Origin of the sequence: Rhizobium sp. NLR22b (genome assembly GCF_019685295.1) — a bacterium.
GTDB lineage: Bacteria > Pseudomonadota > Alphaproteobacteria > Rhizobiales > Rhizobiaceae > Rhizobium.
In genome coordinates, this window is sequence record NZ_JABDWM010000007.1 from 164,585 (window position 1) to 181,448 (window position 16,864).

Sequence of the window (16,864 nt, forward strand, 5' to 3'; positions counted from 1 at the left end):
AGCTCACCAGTGCTTGAGTATTTCAATCTGCGGGTGATATATCGATTCAGTTGGGTTGCGGCGATTCGTGCAATGGAAAGAGTGGCGTGGGAAGCTGACTTCCCTGACGTATTTGTAAACTGCAAGTGGAAGTCACCGGACCCCCAGGGCGTCTGCTTGAAAGAGCACGCTTTATATAGCGCGGCAAAAGGTCAGCGGGACGTGGACGCCGCGCTCGATCTCTTGGATGATTTGGTGGTTGAGGGCACCCTTAAAAAGCTCAGAGAACTGGAGTTGAAGGCAGGAGCGAAACCAAAGCTGATTGCTCCCGCAGCCCAAATCGATGAAACCAATAATGCTTTGGCAGTCGGATACGCCAACTGGCTTGGTCATCAGTTGGATTGGGAAGTTGACGAATCCGTTTATCAGATGAAAGACTTCTCCAGAGACAGACTCGATGCGTGGGTCAGAATAGCGCACCAGAGTACGTTCTACGGGGAAATTGACAAGAAGACCCCTTATGTCATAGTGGATGACGTGATTACTCTGGGTGGAACATTGGCCGACCTCAGGTCGTTCATCCTCGGTAAAGGTGGGCGTGTTATTGGTATGAGCACAATTGCCTCCAAGGAGGGAAATGATGTTCAAATCCGACTTAATGCCGATCAGGAAGCAAAGCTGGAGAAACAATATGGCAGCGATCTTGCAAAATTTTGCGACGAGCTTCTCAGCTTTCATTACCGGGGGTTCACAGGTCCCGAAGCAACCCGAGTACTCGGTTGTTCGGGTTATGTCGATCTCAGAAAGAAAATCATGCGAGGCCGTGACGAGGGCAATGCATCGCGAAGCAAGAAACAAGCTGCGCGATCGGCCTAAGAAGTTCAACGTTTGATCAATAGGATATAAAAGGCCGCCTCTCCTTCACCGGGGAGGCAGCTTCCTCCCAATCTCTTCTCCGTTCCTCCGATAAATTTTGATGAGCGGCCGGTGCGATGGCGTACGGTCCACCGTGCCGCTGAACATGACACGCAATCCGTTTTCGGCCAGAAGGTCATTCAGTCTTCCCTTGGCGATCAGCGCCAGCTTCCGTTCCTTGAGGCATTTCGCATGGCTCCCGATCTCCGGCGTGTCTATGCCCGAGACGAACGGAACGCCTTCCCCCAGCAATCGCATATTCTGCCCGTCGCATTTCACGGTGTCGCCGTCGACTGCTGTCAGCGAGGCGCAGAGGATGAAATCTGCAATCAATTCGGCGTCCCTCTCTCCGCGGCCTCAAGCTTCCGTCTCAGCGCCTGTTCCTGTTCATAAGTCTTATGGGGAAAGTGCTCCCAGCACCACCATCGGGTCGGAACCGCAGGCGAGGGGCTGTTTCCCCAGCCTCCCCATTCCTTGCAACCAGGCTCTCCGCAATAGTGCTCTACGATCACATTAGCGCCAGGTGCCGATGAATGCCCTTCGATACTCAAATTGTCCCCTCCCTACTAATCCGGCACAAAGCTGCCGAACCGCAGCTTTCCGGCCTTAACGCCGCACACCGAGCATTTTAGGCGCCTCTCGACCTCCTTGATCTGCGCATAATGAAGGCTCGCCGGCAGCCGATCCATAGAGAATTCACGCCTATCGCCGCAGGCTGTACATTCGGCCATGATTGCGATGTGTTGCGGCGTCGTGTTGACGTAGCCCGGGTCCCAATTCGGCACCTCCAAAAATCTTACCATTTCGGCCCCCTTGCCATGGTTTGCGCCCTCGGCGTGCTCTTCGGCAGGTAGGCGATAGCCACGCGCCGGCTGCCGCAGACCGGGCAGCGCATCCGCTGCGAGAGCATCGCAAGCGGAAAATCGCGCCCTCTCGTCGCCACCAGGGTGATCAGATCCAGCCGATGCTTCCATTGACATTCACGCACGCTCTTCAGCCCCTCACGCTTCCCCCATGCGCATCTGGCGCTGACATCCCATCCTGCATCCATTGCCTCGCCGATGGTTTCGGCCATGCGTCATCCTTCCCCTTTCGAGGTCCTTTCTGCCGCATTGTTGTTGAATGCCCCGCCCGAGCGCGTTCCTAATATGTTCTCATGATCGGGCGAGTCAATAATGAATTTGAAGACCACAAAAATAGCCCCGCCGAAGCGGGGCAATTGATCGAAAAAGGGGAAACGAGACCGCGCGTATCTGGGGGCGATGTGAGAAGTTGGCTGCGTCGGTTCTCCGCGCGGTCCCGACGCAATAACGGAAGAGAATGCGTAAGGTTCCACGCTATCGGACAGGAGGTTTGCGATCAGCTTAAGCCGCACTAAGGCATCCTCATCCATTACCCCATGCTGGTATGACCTAATGATCATGCTGGCTAGGTCCTCGCGCTCGGCATCTGAGACGAGCGGTCTGGCTGAGATGATGCGGTCATATACCCTCTGACAGAGGGCCAGTTCAGCATTGTTCAGCGCGCATCGTGACACGGGCTGCAACGGGGTCATCGTCGTTACCTTCTCTAAATAGACGCGCTCAACCCCGAGCGTATCACTAGTTTCTGCTCGCCACGATCCAAGTCAATAATCAATCTTGGTAAATTGCTTTCCGACGCGTCGCTGATGTCATGTGAGGATGACAAAGCCGCCTCGCAAGCCTTCGACGCCGCTGCTCCGCGAATCTGACGCGCCACTTCGCAGCAAGCCGCGACGGCGGCGTGACCCGGACCAGCATCAACTCACCCTCGATCCAATGCCGGCACGCATCGATCCGTGCCTGGCGCTGCTGAAGCCGCGGCCGCCGAAAGGCCGGCAATGGGCGTTCGAGGTGAAATGGGACGGGTACCGCCTGGCCGTTCATATCGAACCGAAGGGCGTCAAAATCCTGACCCGCGGCGGGCACGATTGGACCGACCGCTTCCCTGCCATCGTGGCAGAGGCGAAACGCCTTCCTGTTTCAACGGCCATACTGGATGGCGAGGCTGTCGTGTTCGACGAGCATGGCCGGTCTGACTTCGGTAAGCTCCAGCAGTCGCTCGGCGGCCGCGGCGGAAAGCGGATCTCGTGGGAATCGATCTGTATGGTCTTCGATCTCCTTTATCTCGATGGTCATGACCTCACGGAGACCGAGTTCACCGCAAGGCGCCATCTACTCGAGGGGATAGTCCCGGCCGGCGGGGAGGAGGCGATACGTCTCTCCGAGGAGATCGAGGCGGATGGCGAAACACTTCTGCGCATCGCCTGCGAGCATGGGCTGGAGGGCATCATCGCGAAAGATCGGAACAGCACCTATCGCAGCGGACGAGGCGGCGAATGGCAGAAGATCAAATGCATCCAGAGCGACAGTTTCATCATTGTCGGCTACGAGAAGTCCACCTCGTCATTCGCGGGCATTGGGCGCCTTCTGCTTGCCGCGCGCAAGGGAGGGGATCTCGTCTATGTCGGGGGAGTGGGGACCGGCTTCAACGAGCGTTCCGCCGCCGAGCTCCGGCAGCAGATGGACAAGCTGATCATCAGCAAGCCCGCAGTCGATACCGGCAGGAAGCGAAATGCGGTCTTCGTCGATCCGAAGCTTGTTGCTGAGATCGAGTACCGAGCCTGGACTCATGACGGGAAGCTGCGCCACGCCTCGTATAAGGGGCTAAGGGAGCAGCAGGACGACGCGGCGGTTTATGAGTTGGAATAACGTCAGTGCTACTGTTTCAGCGAGGCGATTAGCTCAGCGATGACATGAGCCTTCCAGACGATCCCCAGGTCGGCCTCTGCGTTCACGCGCCCGCTATAAATACCCAGAAAGCGCGTGAGCGGCTGATCGAACATCATTGTGCCACCACTCTCCAGATCAGCCGAGCCATGGCGATATGCGATGACCGGTGATCCCGATTGTCCTGGTCTTGTGCGGCAGTCGATCAGAAACGTGGGTAGGCCGCCGTAATCAGCATCTGGCTCCGATGCCACGAAACCTGTTGCCCACACAGCAAGCGAAGCACCTCCAGTTATTCCGAATGGAAAACCAAGCACACTTACGATTGCAGTTGGTCCGATCTTGAACAACGGACCAGGAGCCGACGGATCGTAGTAACGCAGCTGAACGCCACCGTATGTGTTGCTCATAGGAAGAGCAACGAAGTCAGCCACCGCCCCGAGTGTCGGATGTTCTTTCCATCGAGGTTCGCCTTCGGGATCAAAAAGGGCCTCAACCTTCAATAGGGTTTCGCCTGTGTGCCCGAGCCTGTTATGCCTTATCGAGATTTTGTCCGGCACACCGCCAGTTGGCGAGAGAGGTTGTCCTGTATCTTGGTGACGCCCCGTTACGTTGTGGCGATTGGTGATCAGCACAGGTCCGATCGGACTGGTGCAAATGAAGCCCGTCCCGGTGGCCAAATGGGTGCCCTCGAAAGACATCTCCAAAAAAAGAGACTTAAGGGATTCTTCATAAATGGCCATCGAGAACCCTGCCAGTTTTACCGCTGCATGCGTTTAAAGCATGAATCGGAAAACACGTCGACGGTGGCCTTGCCACTATTCGATGTAGCGCGGACAGCTACGACCCGCGTCCCATAATGGACTGCGCGATGCGGCGGACAATGCCGCGGTTTATGACTTGGGATAGAGCCCGAAGAGCCCACCAAGCCCATGGTGCTTTTCATCCTTCGACAGTGCTGCCAGACCGAGCCCGAGTAGTCCGCCATGGGCTGCATTCCCGCGCCAGTGAAGTGCACGGATGTTGGACATGTCATCGGAGCCGCCGAGGGCCTTCGGAATAGGGAAGTGGTCAAGCTCCCAACCATATTCGCTGTCTCGGCGCCCGTAATCACTGAAACAGATCAAGCGGCCATGAGCATCGTAGCGCCACCGGGCGGGATCAAGCACTGCACTCTGCGGAAGCCGGCGCCAGGCTTCCAGACGCCGAAAATATTCCAAAAGTTGATTTGCCATATTGCTCTCCTCGAATCAGTCTCCACCTCCCGATGAAATGACACCATGACGGCTGCATCTTGTAAATGTCAGGAAATGAATGGCTAAATGTTGTAGCTATCGCCGTTTCCATCTCTCAAAAATTCTGCTTGCTTCAGCATGTCCCTCGTCGGTTATGATGTATCGCACTTCTCCTTCCGATGTCTGGCATTTCACCAGCCCTTTTCCGACCAGTCGACCCATCAAAACCGGCCCGGCGCCCGGCAAGACGTCCAACGTGTTGAGTTCGGTGTTGTAGGACATCGCCACCAAGATGTTTTCGCTCTTGGAATCCAGGCCGAAGCGCGGGCGGTCATAACTTTCTTTCCTATCTCTCCATTTCCTAATCGCGCTGCGGTCGTCGATCGCGTTGGGTTCATCAATTCCGCCAAGAGCGCTCATCATCGCATCGATAGCGCGGCGATCCCATCTTCTGGTGCCTGGTAAGGTCGGGGGCATGATGCCGCGTGCAACCCACATCGAAAAGCATGACGGCGAAATTCCGCAATATTCAGCCGCTTCTTTGCGACCAATGAGCCGCGGGGGAATGGTCATTTCTTCTTCGCCTTCGCCGCGGCCAACAGAGCTTCGAACCGAGCAGAAAACCCGCCATCCGCGCTCGCCCGCTCGACGGCGAGCTCCAGGTTTGTCTTTCGCGATCCGCGTCGCGCTGTCTTGGGCGTCGGGTCATAATGGGTGCGTTGGGTGTGACGCCTTATAAAACTCGCTATTTCATCCTGGCTGAAGGTTAGGCGTCGCCGCTCCGTGCCGCGGCCGGCTTGCACGAATGCCAGCTCGCCATGTCGCACCAAGTCATTGACCGTGGATGGCGAGACGTTCAAGACGCGCGCCGCCTCTGGTAACGACAAGAGCCGGGGCAGGGCGAGTGCCTCCATGCCGGCCATGAAGGCCAGTTGAACGTCTTCCATTCGCCAGCCTTGGTCTGGGTCCAATGGTTGGGCGGCGCGGGCGTAGGTGAGGGCTCGTTGGAAATCTGATCTGTTCATGGCCCACCACAAGCGGTTTAGGGATCGCCGCCGGCGCGGACGCCGAAAGCATCTTGATCCTCTTCAAGTGGTGGTTAGGCGGGATGGCCTGCGCGGAGTGGTGGGCCGCGGTTAGGGGCTATTAGAGAACTTCGAGTCGATCAAGGCGCACTTGCGCGAATCCACATCCAGTTGCATCGTTAGCCGATGGGGATACGCGTTTTCCTGGCTGCAGTTTTTGTACTTGGCTTGGCTCCGGCTGCGCTGGCCGCCAACACCCCGTGTAGTGGCAAGAAGGGTGGCGTTGCCGGCTGTCAGGGCAGCACGTTTATTTGCAACGACGGTTCCGTGAGCGCCAGCAAGAGATCGTGTTCCGCGGAATTGGGCACAGCAGGTCTGATTGGGAGTGCAGGACACGAGATGGAGCCGGCCGCCGGCGGCGAGTGTTCATGCCGGTCCGGATCATTCTGTACCGGCCCCAGGGGAGGGCGTTACTGCATCACCGACAGCGGCGGGAAGAGCTATTTGAAGAAGTGAGCCGCGAACAGAAAACAGACGAGACGCTATCGGTTATTCACAGTCCCATTCGCTTCGCAAGATGAACACGTTCGCGTTTACCGGGCCCCCGCGAGGAGACATAAGATTACCTTTGAAATACTTGCCAGTGCCATCCTCTGCGCTGCCCTGAACAATGAACGTCCAACTCATGCCGACGTACGAGTCACCTCTCCAAGTTGGATGAATATCGTTCGGGGTAGGTGACGCTAATATTCTTGCTGCATTATCTCTCGGGTGACATTGCAGGGAATAGGCCGGAGTCGAAATCAAAAGAGAAGCGAGAAGTCCTGCGATTGCATAATTCATTGGTCATGCCGTAGTTTGATAACGCCTTCGCCACGATCGTAATCGATGAACTCTACGCCTGCGGACTCCAACGCTGTCCGGATGGCGGCGAGTGTTCGAGGCATTATCTCTTCCCCCCGCTCCAGACGCGAGATCGTGTCGACAGCTACCCCGGCATTTTGAGCTAGGTCCCGCACGCCCCAGCCCAGAGCCGCTCGAGCCATTTTGCATTGAACTACTTTCATCGTGATAATGTACCGATTTCGTATTGACGCACCGAAAATGAGATGCTATCAGTACATTATTACGAAATCAGTTCAGAAGCAACGAGGAGCACCACGATGACCATTCATGCACCGATAAGCCACGCCGACAGAAGCTTGTTGCCGAGGGCGCTGCTTGGCAGACGACCAACTCGAGTTTACCACGCCAAGGAGTTTCGTTTCGCTGCAGGCGATACCGTGTCGTTCGGCGAAAACCTCGCGATCGTGATGACGTGCTCTCGGTCGGCGATGGGAAGAGAGATTTACGATATCCAACTCATCACCGGTGACATGGCCGGCCGCCCGTTCCGCACGGTCGAAGGAAGCCATCTGACCGCATGCAGGAATCCCTATGAAGACCGGAGTGAAGCGAGCTCTTGTTCGTGATCTTTTCGAGAAGCAGGGCGGCAAGTGTTGCTACTGCGATCGCGCAATGATCCTCATGCCTCGCGGCGCCCGTCATATCCCACCGAACGCAGCCACGCTGGAGCACCTGATCACTCACCGCCGTAAGGGCTGGACCAAGGTTGACAACATGGCCGCAGCCTGCCGCGAGTGCAATGACATGCGCGGATCTGCAATGGACTGGCTTACCTTCAAGACGTACCGGCGGGGCGAGTTCTGGGAGTTCATCGCCGGATGCAAATTCTAAGCTCGGCCCGCCCTGGCCGATACGCGCTCGGTCGCAGTCGCCGCATGACGCGGCCGAGCGCTCACTGAACACCATGGCCGGCGCGAGCACCACCCGCGACCACACCAGCGGCGCGCCGGCCGGTATTTCTTCAAGCACGTAGCCGTTCATCGGAGGTTAATGCTCATTAACCCAGAATCGCAGCCTGAAAGGATGCGCCGATGAAGATGCTTTTTTCCACACTTGCAGCAATGGTCTTGTCTGCATCTTTCGCCCTGCCGCTAAGCGCCACGCCGATGGTCGTGCCGAAATCGATAGCGATGTCCGCCGCCGACGTCGATCTGGTCCATTACTGTCGCCACGGTCATGGACATGCGTATGGCCACTGGAAGAGACACCGGTACGCTTACCGTGACTGCCGGTATTATGGCTCGTGCTATCGTCCGCGGTATTACGGCCACCGCGACTATTATGGTTATCGCGATTATTACCCCTATCGCGGCTACGGCTATCGCCATTACCCGTATCATCGCCGGTCAGGCGTGAGCGTGTATTTCGATTTTTAGTCGCCAGTGCCAGGGTGGCCAACAAGCGCGCCGTCGGCGTCACCTGCCGGCGGCTTTTCCGTTTCTCGCTGATGTAGTAAAGAGGACAGATGAACAGCACATCCGTCCATCTCCGAAAGATACGCGTGCGCCATCGGGGCGCACCGACTTCGTTCTGAGATCGACATGCACCACAAAAGAAAGCGACCGCGCAAAGCTTCGTGCGGCCTCTGTAAGCCCCATAAAACGAACGGCAACTGCCCGCGACACAAAAACATGCAGTGGGGTAACCTGCGCCGCTACCTCTCTGGATCTGACGAGCTTCGCTGCGCGGAGGTTAAGGTTTCGGATAGGGAGGGGAGCTATAAGCAGTAGGCCGGTTGATTGACGGGAGTTAGCCTGGCCGAAGGCCAGGCTTTCCCTACAGGTCAAGATGGAAAATGCTTTTCAGCTTCAGCCTTTATCGTATCGGTGAGGTCTAGCGTGCGTTCTTCGATACGGAGACTGTCGGCTCCGATTGCATAGTCGAAAGAGAACCTTTTACCTTCGAGAGGCACTTTGCCCACAGTGATAACGCCCGATTTACGCGCCATTTCGAATGTGAAATGGTGAAATTTCCGCGTTTCTCCAGGATGAATCACAAAGTCGGCGGGTGCCGCGATGTGTTCGCGTCCTTCGTAATTCGTAGTGAAGTTTGGCTGCTTTGAGTAAAAGTCATGACCGAACATCGATCCTTGGCGGTTCCAGATTTGTAATGTTACCGATTTAGCGGATACAGCCCCGTCGTTTAGCATGGCGATTTCCAAGTGATAGTGCCCCTCATCACTCCCAACTGTCATTGTCCGCCTCAGCGAATGCTTAAGCGAGAGAGACGGAGCTGTCGTTCGCTTGAATGCATCCTCGATGTCGTAATGTTCCATAGGATATGAGCGACTACCCGAGCGCTTGAAATATTGCTTTTGGTCAGTTGCCTCGGACCTGTGTGGGCGCCTCTCTGATCGGGGTACGTCGACGATCACGAAGCCCGAGGTCAGGTCCGAAGCAGTAGAAATAGATGCGACCCTGATTCCATCATGGCGAGGTTGGAGCAGCTCTGATGCGGCATCACGAACACTCGTTTCCGCCCGCTGAATATTCGAGATCGGCGTGAGTTTCTCGGCCTGATCAATGCCATCGACAGCTCGACAATCGACGCCGAATACAATCACGCCTCCTGCGGAGTTGGCAAAAGCAGATGCTTCCTTTGCCAGCAGCTTCCTGCCTGATTTAGTCAGTGCTCCATCCTGGAAAATCGGGTCTCGTTGTTCGTTAGCCTTGAACTCGAGCTGAAGTGTTTCCTGCTTGCCGATCAATTCGCGGACGGCCGTTTCGCCACGGCTTATCAGTTCGTCGTACTCCAAACGGGCTGCTCCTACGCTGGTGTTCGCCGACTATAACTTTTTCCGGTCGCCGCGGAAACGGTACGACGAGAAGTACGACAGAAACTCCATTTGCCCACTCTAGCGGGCCGATCCGTCCAGTCGATCATCGGGGCGACCGCAAAAATCGGCCTCTTCTCAGTCATCGACGATCCATTGTTCCTTGTAGCCGCGGCGCCTCAATGTTGGCGCCCTGCATCGCCGCTCGGGCGAGATCATCATTAAGGGCGCATATAGCACCTGGCCTTGCGATCGACAAATCCAAGCGTGGCAAACAAAAACGGCGCCCTTTTCAGAGCGCCGTTCCTGCCGCCGAAGCGATGATCTAGCTTACGAAGCCGAGATGTTAACAGCCTTCGGGCCTTTGCCCATGCGGTCCGGCTCGGTGTCGAAGGTGACCTGCTGGCCTTCGCGCAGCGACTGGATGCCAGAAGCCTGCAGCGCAGAGATGTGGACGAAAACGTCCTTTGCGCCGCCGTCCGGCGTGATGAAACCAAAACCCTTGTCCTGGTTGAAGAATTTTACGGTGCCTTTGGTGGCCATTGGGATAGTCCTTTTCCCTTAGTCTGTCTAGTATCCGCGCCCCCGAGAGGAAGCGGACGGCTTTAGCTTTCGCCCCGATCGATTGGGACGAAGGGTCAGTCGGAGAAGTCACGTACGGGGAAAGAACGTCTACGCAGGCGGGTATTCCCGCGCCCCTTCCGTAACGGAAGAGTACCACATCAGTCCAGTCACCGGCATGCAAATGCCCGAGTAGGTGGATTGGTGCCATCATTTCGGTCAAAATGCAAGCGCCATTATTGTGGCATGTCCTTTCTCGTGACAGGAAATGCCGAAGATTCAGTTACTTGACGAAAAGTTAGCAGATCCTTGCACGCCTGTGCCATATCGGGATTTCGTCCCGAAACGGGATGAGGGTCGCTTCGGTGGCCGGCTATGGATTTTGCGGAGCGGCGGTCGGAGCGGCAGGCCTCAGGTGAAGAGGATCGCAGAGCCTGCCTCCGGTGTTCTTGGCCCCGTCTTTGCTCCGGCCCTCATCCTGACGTGCGTAGCCCGCAGGGCGAAGCCTCGAAGGACGGGGGCGGCCACCGGCGCCATTGCGTTCGATTCAGCATAGGGGCTTTGTGGAATACAGGTAAGGAGTTGCACGTCCGCCCTTGTGGTTCGAGACGGCCCTCACCATGAGGGCTCTCTTTTGACGCCTGCGGTTTTACTGCGCATCCCCCAGCAATGCGCTCAGGCTCCAGGGATTGTCGCCCTGCTGATCGGCGATGTCATCGACCTTCCAGCCGCCATGCTCCCGCACCAGGCTGTAGAAAAGCGTTACCTCCTTGCCGTTGTCGAACTGCACCTCCACCTCGGCCTTGTCGTCCAACAGGATCGGCTGCCCGATCCTGACATTGCTTGCCTCGCCATCCTGGCCTGCAATGACGGGATCGAAATCGACCGCGCCGACATCGCCCTCGGGCGTGTTGTCGAGATCGGCTTGGAGAAGTTTGTTCAGATGGTCGGAAAAGAAGATCGAATAGGGCGAGGGCGCCTCGGCGTCGCTCCTGTCGGTGTCGTAGCTGTAAAGCGCCTTGAGCAGCGCCTTCGGCGTCTTGTAGGTCTCCGCCAAGGCGGGCAGGGCCGCGAACGCCGAGATGGCGAGGGCGAGGATGACGGTTGGCAGACGCATGCAGGCTCTCCTCCGATGTGCAGAGAATCATAGCCGAAACGAGCGTTGAGGTGGAGCGGCATTTTCTGAGATGCCGCGACGTGACAGCCGGCCTTGCAGACCGAAGGAGGGCGGCATGTCAGGCCAGCTTGATGAGGCCTGCCTCTGTCGGCCTGAATTCGCAGTTGCGATAGAAGGAGGCGAGGTGCGGTTCGAAATCGACGTGCAGCCATTCGGCGCCTCGCTCGCGGGCAATCGTTGTCGCTTCTCTGACCAGCCGCGTCGCAATGCCTTGCCGGCGCATGCCCGGGTGAACGCAGGTATCAAGGATAAAGGCATGAATGCCGCCATCCCAGGCGACATTGACGAAGCCGACGAGCCTGTCATCGTGATAGGCGCCAATGTGAGCGAGGCTGCGAGGCAGGATGCGGGAGAAGTCAGGTGCTTCCGGCGTGTTCCAGGCTGCGGACCAGAGGCTGGTGAGTTCGGCGGGCGGGGGAAAAGGGTCGATGCGCAGGTCTGGCATGGCTGCTCCCGTTCGCTCATCGCTTCAGTTGCCGGGGCTGTTATCCGACAATTTCGCCCGCTTCGCAACCGATCTGCCGGACGCGAAGCGTATTCCAGCAGCGCACAACTGACGCTTTGTTGACCGGATACTGTTCCGGAACATAATAAGAACATCTGAGATCTTTCCCGACCGAGCTGATGACGATGTGGAAGATCGGCCGATGCCCCGGCTCCCCGAGGAATGACGGGCTCGAGATCATCGAGGAAGTCGAGGACGATCCGGAGCCGACGTTGATCTAGGGCAAGTCAGGCAAAGGCCGTGGCGGTTTTGCGTCCGGAATTGCTTTGATTTCACCGGCTCGGGCGGGAGCCATTCACGAAACCATGCGGCAAGACACGAGGAGAAGGACAACGCATGCCAGACGATGCCGGAACGCTGTTACGGTCATTCCTCAACAATGCCCTTCGCAGGCAGACGCAGCGCCGGATCCGGGATTTCGGCGGCTATGAGATCGGCAAGCGCCGGCAGCCTGGTGTCATCGATGCGATCGCAGACGAGGTAGCCGAATTCCTCTGCACCTATCTCGATATCAAGGCGAACGGCCGACCGGCGACCAGGGAAGGCGTGGTCTTCGCCATCGCCCTGGCACTGGGCAATGTGCCCGATGATCTCGCCTACAGGCTGACATCCCGCGACGACGATGGGTGGAGAACCGTCTGCGAGTCCGTCGCTGTTTTCCTGGAAGGCTGCATGACGTTCGACCAGAAGCACTATGACGGCTCTCTGACGGCGCGATCGAATTATAACGGCTGGAAGGACTGGGAGGTGATCGTCAGCGGCGAGAGACCGAGGGGCAAATGGCGCCACGCCTGGAAGGAAAAGCCGGGCGACGATTTCATCGGCTTTGACGGCGAAACCTGCATGGGGCGGATCTTCAAGATCGATTTCACCGGCTCCGACGAGCGCTGGTACTGGCTGATATCAGCCGACGGCAGCCCGCGCCCCGGCTGGCCGGCTGCGGGGTACGAGGCGAGCGCCAGGAGTGCGGCCTGCCGGGTAGAGCGGATTTATTTTGCCTTGGCGAAGGGGGAGGCGAGAATTGTGTAGAGGTGAGGATGGAGGCGGTACTTGGGTAGACTAGTTGGCTCTCTCCAGGTCGGGCGAGGGCGACTACTGCTCCTCCGTCATCCCAATAGTCTTGCATCAGAGAGATATTTCCTCGAGTAATGCGATACCCGAGCGCGTTATTTGGAGCGCCGGGGGAAAGTTCCCCGTTAAAGAGATTCGTCGCGATAAGGATGAGAATTTTTCCGTATCATTCCATTGCTGTAGGCCGATGCTCATTCAGGCAAGGCTTTGTTTTGCGGGCTCGAGACCGGCTCGGTACTTTACTGCACCAAAAGAGTCGGATTCATTACCGCCCTGGCCGCCCAGTCTTCCCCTTCGTGCGCCCCTTGCGCTTCTGCTCGCCTGGCTCCTCATAGCTCCCAGCGCCGACCCGGCCGCGCACTACCGGCCTGACACTGTCGTCGCGTTCCGGCTGACCTTCCGGCAACGGTGAAAACCGCTTCGTGCCCTTGGCGACGTCGGGCTTGTCAGGCACATGGCCGGTCACCGGTTTTTCCGTGCGGCCGACGGTCATTTCGTCGAGGGTGTTGCGGCGGAAGAGGCTCTTGCCATCGCCGGCGGGGGTGGCGACGTGGCGGCCCATTTCGTCGAGGTCGGGCTTGCGGAACAGCGGGGTGGCCGTGTCGGTGCCGGGGCCCATGTCGTCGAGCGTGGGTTTGGAGAAGTAGGAGGGTGTGGCCCCCTCATCCGCCCTGCCGGGCACCTTCTCCCCGGTGGGGAGAAGGGACTCGCGGTTGGCTTTTCCGTTCCTTTTGCCGCCTTCCTGGTTGCGGGCTTCTTCCCTCGCCATCGGGTCGTCCATCGCGGCGAGTTCCACGGCCTTGAGGCGTTTGATTTCGTCGCGGAGGCGGGCGGCTTTTTCGAAGTCGAGGTCGGCGGCGGCGTCGCGCATGCTCTTTTCGAGCGCGTTGAGATGGGCCTGGAGGTTGCTGCCGACGAGGTTGCCGCCGTCGGCGAAGCCCTTGCCCGAGACGCCCGAGATGTCGGCGCGGACATGGTCGCGTTCGTAGACGCTGTCGAGGATGTCGGAGATCTTCGCCTTGACCGATTCCGGCGTGATGCCGTTTTCGAGGTTATAGGCCATCTGCTTTTCGCGGCGGCGGGCGGTTTCATCCATGGCGCGCTGCATGGAGCCGGTGACGTTGTCGGCATAGAGGATGACCTTGCCGTCGACGTTACGCGCCGCACGACCAATGGTCTGAATCAGCGAGGTCTCGGAGCGCAGGAAGCCTTCCTTGTCGGCGTCGAGGATGGCGACGAAGCCGCATTCGGGGATGTCGAGGCCTTCGCGCAAAAGGTTGATGCCGACCAGCACGTCGAAAGCGCCGAGGCGGAGATCGCGGATGATCTCGATACGCTCCAGCGTGTCGATGTCGGAGTGCATGTAGCGCACGCGCACGCCCTGCTCGTGCAGATATTCGGTCAGGTCCTCGGCCATGCGCTTGGTCAGCACGGTGCAGAGCGTGCGGTAGCCCTTGGCCGCGGTCTCGCGAATTTCGCCGAGCACGTCGTCGACCTGGGTGCGCGCCGAGCGGACCTCGACCGGCGGATCGATCAGGCCTGTGGGGCGGATGACCTGTTCGGCGAAGACGCCGCCGGACTGTTCCATCTCCCAGGCGCCGGGGGTGGCCGAAACGGCGATCGTGTCGGGGCGCATGGCGTCCCATTCCTCGAAGCGCAGCGGCCGGTTGTCCATGCAGGAAGGCAGGCGGAAGCCGTATTCGGCCAGCGTCGCCTTGCGGCGGAAGTCGCCGCGATACATGCCGCCGATCTGCGGCACGGTGACATGGCTTTCGTCGATGAAGACGATGGCATTGTCGGGGATGTATTCGAACAGCGTCGGCGGTGGATCGCCGGGATCGCGACCGGTGAGGTAGCGCGAATAGTTCTCGATGCCCTGGCAGGAGCCGGTGGCTTCCAGCATCTCGATATCGTAGCGGGTGCGCTGCTCCAGGCGCTGGGCCTCCAGCAGGCGGCCGGCCTTTTCAAGCTCGGCGAGGCGCAGCCGCAGTTCCTCCTTTATCGCCTTGATGGCGCCGTTCAGCGTCGGGCGCGGCGTGACATAGTGCGAATTGGCGTAGATCTTCACCGATTTCAGGTCGCCGGTCTTCTGGCCGGTCAGCGGGTCGAACTCGGTGATGGCGTCGATCTCGTCGCCGAACATGCTTATGCGCCAGGCCGCGTCTTCCAAGTGGGCGGGGAAGATCTCAATGGTGTCACCGCGCACGCGAAAACTGCCGCGGGTGAAATCCATGTCGCGACGCTTGTATTGCTGGGCGACGAGATCGGCCAGCAGCTGGCGCTGGTCCAGCCGATCGCCGACATTCATCTGGAAGGTCATCGCGGTATAGGTCTCGACCGAACCAATACCATAAATGCAGGAGACCGAGGCGACAATGATGCAGTCGTCGCGTTCGAGCAGCGAGCGCGTCGCCGAGTGGCGCATGCGATCGATCTGCTCGTTGATCGAGCTTTCCTTCTCGATATAGGTGTCGGAGCGCGGCACATAGGCTTCCGGCTGGTAATAATCGTAGTAGGAAACGAAATATTCCACCGCATTGTCGGGGAAGAAGTTCTTGAACTCGGAATAGAGCTGGGCGGCCAGCGTCTTGTTCGGCGCCAGGATGACAGCCGGGCGCTGTGTCTCCTCGATCACCTTGGCCATGGTGAAGGTCTTGCCCGAGCCGGTGACGCCGAGCAGCACCTGGCTACGCTCGCCGCTCTGCAGGCCTTCGACGAGATCGCGGATTGCCGTCGGCTGGTCGCCGGCCGGCTTGTATTCGGAGTCCATGCGGATGGTGATGCCGCCCTCGGATTTGTCCGGGCGGGCAGGGCGGTGCGGCGTCCAGATCTTGCCGTTCTTGTGCAGCGGATTGCCGCTCTCGATCAGCTTAGACAGCGCCTCGACAGTGGCGGTGACGCCGCCAGGCGAGATGCTGCCGGCATCCTCGAGCGAAATGTCGAGACCCGCCACCGGGTTCAGGCCGGCGGCGGCGCGGGTCTTCGGATCGGAGGAACCACCGATCGAGACGCCGCGCGCAGTCTTGCTCACCGTCGCGTTCTTGTTGACGCTGACGGCTTCCGAATGCTTGCGCGCCTCATTCTCCACCTTCTTGCGGTGCTTGCCGGCTTTCGAGGCGATTTCGCGCTGGCTTTCGACGCCGGACGCTTCGGCGTCCGCCTCCAGCTGTTTCACCCAATCGGCGACGGAGCCGGAGAGGGGCGCGCCCTCAAAGGACGATTGCGGGGCTTCCTCGAAACCATTCGAGGGCGAAGATTTTTTCGGAGATCTGGCCATGGCGCGAATATGGAGAGAGTCAGCGCGAAATGGAAGAGGGGAAAGAGTACAAAAGGGAAACGAATGAATCGTTCGGATTGGCTCAACAATCCCCCGGCTTGTGGCTGACCGCGGGAGCACCCGCCTCGTCCTTCGAGGCCCCGGAGGGGCGCCGTAGGATGGGCTCTCTTGGGCGGGCACCGTTGCCATCCTCTCGCCCGCACTGGAACCGGTATCGGCCCTCGGCAGTTAGTTCCCTGTCAATTCAGCTGCAGGTGCGACTGCCATTAGCGACCATTCCGCCTTCTGGAAAAAACCGATCTCGATCGAACTTGATACCGGCGAACGGCTGGTTCTCCGCTCACCGCAGGATGCGCTTTACGCACTCGTCTCCGACTGGCCGATCAATGGCGGCGTCCATCAGCAGAGGGCGATCGATTTCTGCCGCGCCTGGCTTGCCGGCCGAATGCCGGCGGAAACGGTGCGGCAGGCTTTCATCCTTGCAGCGCTGGAGGCTGGCGTGGCGATCAATGATGAGGATGGGAATGGGACCACAAGTTCCGTTTCAAACCCACCTGTATAAATAGAGCGACGCAATCAAATTTACACGGTGCGCGATCAACGCGCAGCGTCAAATACTGTTTTTTTGTGTATTGCAAATATTATTCCCGCGATGTTTGTAGGAATACGCAGGGTTTATCACGATCCGAT

General features: G+C 58.6%; 21 protein-coding genes. 7 read left to right on the forward strand and 14 right to left on the reverse strand.

The window, feature by feature from the left end; translation table 11 throughout:
• The first annotated feature begins 9 nt into the window (after positions 1–9).
• Positions 10–855, forward strand: a complete 846-nt coding sequence (locus HJC00_RS13675; protein ID WP_221164187.1) for a phosphoribosyltransferase — start codon at positions 10–12, stop codon at positions 853–855.
• A gap of 45 nt (positions 856–900) precedes the next feature.
• On the opposite strand, the gene HJC00_RS13680 is transcribed toward HJC00_RS13675, so the two are convergent.
• From HJC00_RS13680 to HJC00_RS33020, 4 genes are all read right to left on the reverse strand, one after another.
• Positions 901–1,227 (reverse strand): thermonuclease family protein, encoded by a 327-nt coding sequence (locus tag HJC00_RS13680; protein ID WP_221164188.1) that lies wholly within the window; start codon positions 1,225–1,227, stop codon positions 901–903.
• Positions 1,224–1,445, reverse strand: coding sequence for a hypothetical protein (locus HJC00_RS32530; RefSeq protein WP_259672258.1), 222 nt, complete (start codon positions 1,443–1,445; stop codon positions 1,224–1,226). Before HJC00_RS32530 ends, HJC00_RS13680 begins: the two co-directional genes overlap by 4 nt.
• Positions 1,446–1,690: 245 nt before the next feature.
• Positions 1,691–1,969 carry a hypothetical protein gene (locus HJC00_RS13685; RefSeq protein ID WP_221158315.1) on the reverse strand — a complete coding sequence of 93 codons (279 nt, stop codon included), beginning with the start codon at positions 1,967–1,969 and terminating at the stop codon, positions 1,691–1,693.
• A 3-nt stretch (positions 1,970–1,972) separates the two neighbouring features.
• The gene (locus HJC00_RS33020) at positions 1,973–2,287 is read right to left on the reverse strand and encodes a hypothetical protein (RefSeq protein WP_311044180.1); all 315 of its coding nucleotides are present in this window, start codon (positions 2,285–2,287) and stop codon (positions 1,973–1,975) included.
• A 289-nt stretch (positions 2,288–2,576) separates the two neighbouring features.
• Here HJC00_RS33020 and ligD point away from each other — a divergent pair, with 289 nt between their 5' ends.
• Positions 2,577–3,626 (forward strand): non-homologous end-joining DNA ligase, encoded by a 1,050-nt coding sequence (gene ligD / locus HJC00_RS13695; RefSeq protein ID WP_221164189.1) that lies wholly within the window; start codon positions 2,577–2,579, stop codon positions 3,624–3,626.
• Between the two features lie 8 nt (positions 3,627–3,634).
• On the opposite strand, the gene HJC00_RS13700 is transcribed toward ligD, so the two are convergent.
• From HJC00_RS13700 to HJC00_RS13720, 5 genes are all read right to left on the reverse strand, one after another.
• Positions 3,635–4,387, reverse strand: coding sequence for a serine protease (locus tag HJC00_RS13700; RefSeq protein WP_221164190.1), 753 nt, complete (start codon positions 4,385–4,387; stop codon positions 3,635–3,637).
• Positions 4,388–4,537: 150 nt separating this feature from the next.
• Entirely contained in the window at positions 4,538–4,879 is a 342-nt protein-coding gene (locus HJC00_RS13705) for an HNH endonuclease (RefSeq protein WP_221164191.1), read from the reverse strand.
• A gap of 96 nt (positions 4,880–4,975) precedes the next feature.
• Positions 4,976–5,452 carry an AlpA family transcriptional regulator gene (locus tag HJC00_RS13710; protein ID WP_221164192.1) on the reverse strand — a complete coding sequence of 159 codons (477 nt, stop codon included), beginning with the start codon at positions 5,450–5,452 and terminating at the stop codon, positions 4,976–4,978.
• The gene (locus HJC00_RS13715; RefSeq protein WP_259672260.1) at positions 5,449–5,826 is read right to left on the reverse strand and encodes a helix-turn-helix domain-containing protein; all 378 of its coding nucleotides are present in this window, start codon (positions 5,824–5,826) and stop codon (positions 5,449–5,451) included. Before HJC00_RS13715 ends, HJC00_RS13710 begins: the two co-directional genes overlap by 4 nt.
• Before the next feature lie 917 nt (positions 5,827–6,743).
• On the reverse strand, positions 6,744–6,971 hold the full coding sequence (locus tag HJC00_RS13720) for a helix-turn-helix domain-containing protein (protein ID WP_221164194.1): 228 nt from the start codon (positions 6,969–6,971) through the stop codon (positions 6,744–6,746).
• A 96-nt stretch (positions 6,972–7,067) separates the two neighbouring features.
• Between HJC00_RS13720 and HJC00_RS13725 the strand changes: the two genes are divergently transcribed.
• From HJC00_RS13725 to HJC00_RS13735, 3 genes are all read left to right on the forward strand, one after another.
• Positions 7,068–7,376, forward strand: coding sequence for a hypothetical protein (locus tag HJC00_RS13725; RefSeq protein ID WP_221164195.1), 309 nt, complete (start codon positions 7,068–7,070; stop codon positions 7,374–7,376).
• Positions 7,342–7,641: an HNH endonuclease gene (locus HJC00_RS13730; RefSeq protein WP_221158323.1), complete on the forward strand. Its 300-nt coding sequence runs from the start codon at positions 7,342–7,344 to the stop codon at positions 7,639–7,641. Before HJC00_RS13725 ends, HJC00_RS13730 begins: the two co-directional genes overlap by 35 nt.
• A gap of 200 nt (positions 7,642–7,841) precedes the next feature.
• The gene (locus tag HJC00_RS13735) at positions 7,842–8,186 is read left to right on the forward strand and encodes a hypothetical protein (RefSeq protein ID WP_221164196.1); all 345 of its coding nucleotides are present in this window, start codon (positions 7,842–7,844) and stop codon (positions 8,184–8,186) included.
• A 407-nt stretch (positions 8,187–8,593) separates the two neighbouring features.
• Here HJC00_RS13735 and HJC00_RS13740 read toward each other — a convergent pair whose 3' ends face one another.
• From HJC00_RS13740 to HJC00_RS13755, 4 genes are all read right to left on the reverse strand, one after another.
• The gene (locus HJC00_RS13740; protein WP_221158325.1) at positions 8,594–9,565 is read right to left on the reverse strand and encodes a helix-turn-helix domain-containing protein; all 972 of its coding nucleotides are present in this window, start codon (positions 9,563–9,565) and stop codon (positions 8,594–8,596) included.
• A gap of 348 nt (positions 9,566–9,913) precedes the next feature.
• Entirely contained in the window at positions 9,914–10,126 is a 213-nt protein-coding gene (locus HJC00_RS13745) for a cold-shock protein (protein ID WP_003540801.1), read from the reverse strand.
• Positions 10,127–10,793: 667 nt separating this feature from the next.
• Entirely contained in the window at positions 10,794–11,261 is a 468-nt protein-coding gene (locus tag HJC00_RS13750; RefSeq protein ID WP_210630917.1) for a DUF3828 domain-containing protein, read from the reverse strand.
• Between the two features lie 118 nt (positions 11,262–11,379).
• Positions 11,380–11,766 (reverse strand): GNAT family N-acetyltransferase, encoded by a 387-nt coding sequence (locus tag HJC00_RS13755; protein WP_210630918.1) that lies wholly within the window; start codon positions 11,764–11,766, stop codon positions 11,380–11,382.
• A 396-nt stretch (positions 11,767–12,162) separates the two neighbouring features.
• Here HJC00_RS13755 and HJC00_RS13760 point away from each other — a divergent pair, with 396 nt between their 5' ends.
• Positions 12,163–12,855, forward strand: a complete 693-nt coding sequence (locus HJC00_RS13760) for a hypothetical protein (protein ID WP_221164197.1) — start codon at positions 12,163–12,165, stop codon at positions 12,853–12,855.
• Between the two features lie 307 nt (positions 12,856–13,162).
• Here the strand turns inward: HJC00_RS13760 and uvrB are convergent, their stop codons facing one another.
• Entirely contained in the window at positions 13,163–16,174 is a 3,012-nt protein-coding gene (gene uvrB, locus HJC00_RS13765) for an excinuclease ABC subunit UvrB (protein WP_221164198.1), read from the reverse strand.
• Between the two features lie 328 nt (positions 16,175–16,502).
• On the opposite strand from uvrB, the gene HJC00_RS13770 reads away from it, so the two are divergent.
• Positions 16,503–16,736, forward strand: coding sequence for a DUF982 domain-containing protein (locus HJC00_RS13770; RefSeq protein ID WP_259672267.1), 234 nt, complete (start codon positions 16,503–16,505; stop codon positions 16,734–16,736).
• Positions 16,737–16,864: the final 128 nt, after the last annotated feature.

Coding starts and splice junctions, on each gene's coding strand:
- HJC00_RS13685 (WP_221158315.1), bottom strand. CDS start 1,969: ATGGCCGAAACCATCGGCGAGGCAATGGATGCAGGATGGGATGTCAGC.
- HJC00_RS33020 (WP_311044180.1), bottom strand. CDS start 2,287: ATGGATGAGGATGCCTTAGTGCGGCTTAAGCTGATCGCAAACCTCCTG.
- ligD (WP_221164189.1), top strand. CDS start 2,577: ATGACAAAGCCGCCTCGCAAGCCTTCGACGCCGCTGCTCCGCGAATCT.
- HJC00_RS13700 (WP_221164190.1), bottom strand. CDS start 4,387: ATGGCCATTTATGAAGAATCCCTTAAGTCTCTTTTTTTGGAGATGTCT.
- HJC00_RS13705 (WP_221164191.1), bottom strand. CDS start 4,879: ATGGCAAATCAACTTTTGGAATATTTTCGGCGTCTGGAAGCCTGGCGC.
- HJC00_RS13710 (WP_221164192.1), bottom strand. CDS start 5,452: ATGACCATTCCCCCGCGGCTCATTGGTCGCAAAGAAGCGGCTGAATAT.
- HJC00_RS13715 (WP_259672260.1), bottom strand. CDS start 5,826: ATGGAAGACGTTCAACTGGCCTTCATGGCCGGCATGGAGGCACTCGCC.
- HJC00_RS13720 (WP_221164194.1), bottom strand. CDS start 6,971: ATGAAAGTAGTTCAATGCAAAATGGCTCGAGCGGCTCTGGGCTGGGGC.
- HJC00_RS13725 (WP_221164195.1), top strand. CDS start 7,068: ATGACCATTCATGCACCGATAAGCCACGCCGACAGAAGCTTGTTGCCG.
- HJC00_RS13730 (WP_221158323.1), top strand. CDS start 7,342: ATGAAGACCGGAGTGAAGCGAGCTCTTGTTCGTGATCTTTTCGAGAAG.
- HJC00_RS13735 (WP_221164196.1), top strand. CDS start 7,842: ATGAAGATGCTTTTTTCCACACTTGCAGCAATGGTCTTGTCTGCATCT.
- HJC00_RS13745 (WP_003540801.1), bottom strand. CDS start 10,126: ATGGCCACCAAAGGCACCGTAAAATTCTTCAACCAGGACAAGGGTTTT.
- HJC00_RS13750 (WP_210630917.1), bottom strand. CDS start 11,261: ATGCGTCTGCCAACCGTCATCCTCGCCCTCGCCATCTCGGCGTTCGCG.
- HJC00_RS13755 (WP_210630918.1), bottom strand. CDS start 11,766: ATGCCAGACCTGCGCATCGACCCTTTTCCCCCGCCCGCCGAACTCACC.
- HJC00_RS13760 (WP_221164197.1), top strand. CDS start 12,163: ATGCCAGACGATGCCGGAACGCTGTTACGGTCATTCCTCAACAATGCC.
- uvrB (WP_221164198.1), bottom strand. CDS start 16,174: ATGGCCAGATCTCCGAAAAAATCTTCGCCCTCGAATGGTTTCGAGGAA.